Source organism: Streptomyces anatolicus (assembly GCF_019400875.1).
GTDB classification, from domain to species: domain Bacteria; phylum Actinomycetota; class Actinomycetes; order Streptomycetales; family Streptomycetaceae; genus Streptomyces; species Streptomyces anatolicus.
In genome coordinates, this window is the sequence record NZ_WMBF01000668.1 from 1 (window position 1) to 2,787 (window position 2,787).

3 protein-coding genes are annotated in these 2,787 nt (G+C 71.2%); 2 read left to right on the plus strand and 1 reads right to left on the minus strand.

All coding sequences use genetic code 11. The features are described 5' to 3' along the window. The first annotated feature begins 62 nt into the window (after nucleotides 1–62). Nucleotides 63–1,004: a DUF2510 domain-containing protein gene (locus GKQ77_RS31145; protein WP_219692467.1), complete on the plus strand. Its 942-nt coding sequence runs from the start codon at nucleotides 63–65 to the stop codon at nucleotides 1,002–1,004. Between the two features lie 179 nt (nucleotides 1,005–1,183). Here GKQ77_RS31145 and GKQ77_RS31150 read toward each other — a convergent pair whose 3' ends face one another. After that, nucleotides 1,184–1,768, minus strand: coding sequence for a TetR/AcrR family transcriptional regulator (locus GKQ77_RS31150; protein WP_219692468.1), 585 nt, complete (start codon nucleotides 1,766–1,768; stop codon nucleotides 1,184–1,186). A 193-nt stretch (nucleotides 1,769–1,961) separates the two neighbouring features. Here GKQ77_RS31150 and GKQ77_RS31155 point away from each other — a divergent pair. Beyond that, nucleotides 1,962–2,787, plus strand: an 826-nt coding sequence (locus GKQ77_RS31155) for a phosphatase PAP2 family protein (protein WP_219692469.1), incomplete at its 3' end; no start/stop codon positions are given.

Genomic DNA, 2,787 nt, shown 5'->3' on the forward strand with positions numbered 1-2,787 from the left:
GGCCTCGCCTTTGCCGCCCCCCTCTCATGCGGCTTTCACGCGGGGCTCATACTCTGGCGCCCATGACGCAGATGACTCCCCCAGGCTGGTACCCCGACCCCGGCCAGGTCGCCGGCGGTCCGCCCACCGAGCGCTGGTGGGACGGGAACGTATGGACGGATCAGGTGCGCACCGCCGGGGCGCACGCGTATCCGACCCAGGCGGCCTTTCCGGCCCATCCGGGGCAGGACCCCGCGCCCCGGCGCGGCCTGCGCGTCGCGATAGCCGTCGGCGTGGTGCTCGTCGTCCTCGCCGGGATAGGCGGCGGTGTGTACGCACTGACCGCCGATGACGACGGGGGCGAGGGCGACTCCTCGGCCAAGGAGCCGTCGACCGGCGCCCCGAAGGATCCCGGGAACCCCAGGTCGCCCGACGCGCCGCGGTCGCCGGAGGGCCCGCAGGACCCGAAGTCCCCGGAACAGGACCCCGGTTTCGCGAACGACTCGGTGAGCGGCATCAAGATCCCCGTACCGGACGGCTGGCGTGGCGTGTCCACCAGGTTCGGCGCCGCGGTCCAGACGGAGCCGATCCCGTGCCCGGGCAACCCTCAGGAGCAGTGCACGCGCGGCAGCGCGTACTCCCAGCCCGCCGAGAAGCTGGACATCGACGCCAAGACGCCCGAGGCGGCGGCCAAGGCGGACATCAAGCGGAACGCGAAGGAGGGGTACGGCGGCAAGACCTACGGCCGCATCACCTCGCACAAGGTGCTGGCCTCCAAGTCGATCACCGTGGCGGGCCAGAAGGGCTACCACGTCCGCTGGAAGGCCATCACGCAGAAGAGCGACGACGGCTACGTCGAATCGCTCGCCTTCCCCTCCCCCGCCGACAAGTCGAAGCTCGTCATCATCCGCATGGGCATCGACGACAACGACCAGGCCCCTTCGCCGTCCACCATGGACAAGATCGTGAAGGGTATCGAGGCGGGTTCTGCCGGCGGCGGCGCGGGAGCAGGCCAGGACGTATAGAACCCGGCAGGACGTGTACGTCTAGAACCAGGGCAGGACGTGTACGCCCCAGGGGCCGGGCGGGGTTCCTCGCCGCTCAGGAGGAACCCCGTCCGGCCCGGGGGTGCGCGCCGCCCCCGTCCCCACGGTGCGGCGCGGGCAGGCCCGAGTCCCGTCATCCCATGGACTCGGGCCCACGATCAGGTGAGGCCGAGCGCGGGCAGCACGCAGGCCTCGACGAAACGGGTCAGATAGTCGCCGTCGGCGTGCGCGCCCTCGAGGACCGGCCTCGCCCGCACCACGCCGAACAGCTGCACCGTGACGAACTCCACCGCCGGGTGCCCCTCGGGGATCTCGCCGCGCTCCACGCCACGCCGGATGATCACATCCATGGCCTGCAGCTCCGGCTCGACCAGGGTCTCGCGCAGCACCCGCTGCAGGTCCACGTCCTGGAGGACCGCGTGGCTGAGCGCCTGGACCAGCATCGTGTCCCGCCCCGACTGCTCGCCCGCGGCCCGGGCCGCCTCGCGCAGGTCCCCGGCGAGGCTGCCGGTGTCGATCCCCGCGAACCGCACGCAGCGGTTGGCCCGCAGCGCGGCCGCCACGAACTGGGGCTTGGTCTTCCACTGGCGGTAGAGCGTGGACTTGCTGCACCGGGTGCGGGCGGCCACGCCCTCCATGGTCAGAGCCTCGTAGCCGCATTCGCGGAGCTGGTCGAGGACGGCGTCGTAGAACTCCTGCTCACGCTCGGGCGTGATCTTCGAGCGGCTCGACGTCGACGTCATGGCTCTTCCCCTCGGTACGGCGGCCGGATCAGCGCGATCGGCCCTCTTCGATACGCCAGTGTACCGGTACGCCGTCGTATCGGTACACTGGCGTATCGGTACATCGCCGTATCGGTGAGCGGGGCGAACCTTCGCTCGGCACACCGCACCACCACCATTCGCACCACCAGTCATCACGCAAAGGGGCCGGGGGATGGAATCCCGAACCGAGCCTGCCGAACGGGAGCCGGACGTAGCAGTCCGGGAGCCGGACACGACCGTCCGTAAGCCGGACATATCTGCCCGACCGCCCCTCGTCCGCGAGCTCCTCCTCGTCGTAGGACTCTTCCTCGTCTACAAATTCGGCAGGCAGCTCGCCAACGGACACACCGGCGAGGCGTTCCGCAACGCGCACCGCGTGTGGGACGCCGAGCGGGCGCTGCGCCTGCCCGGCGAGGGCACTGTGCAGGACGCCCTGCTGAGCGGCGAGACGCTGATCCACGTCGCGAACACCTATTACGCGACCGTCCACTTCCCGGCGACGCTGCTCTTCCTGGTCTGGCTGTACGCGCGCCGGCCCCGGCACTACGTCTGGTCGCGGCGGGTGCTCGCCGCGCTGACCGCGGCCGCGCTCGTGCTCCACCTCGGCTTCCCGCTCGCTCCGCCGCGGATGCTGGACGCCGCGCACCTCGTGGACACGGCACAGGTGTACGGGCCCTCGGTCTACGCCGCCAAGCCCGCGACCGACACCATGGCCAACCAGTTCGCGGCCATGCCCTCCCTGCACTTCGGCTGGGCGCTGATGCTCGCCATCGGCATGATCGCCGCCACCTCGACGCGGTGGCGCTGGCTGTGGCTGCTGCATCCGCTGTTCACCCTGCTCGTGGTGGTCGGCACCGCGAACCACTACTGGCTCGACGCGCTCGTGGCGACGGCGCTGCTCGGCATCGCCCTCGCGGTCATCCGGCTGCCGCGCCCGGCCCGCTCGCTGGTCGTACGGCGGTCCGATGCGACCCGCTCGGAGAGCGAGCCCGCACCCC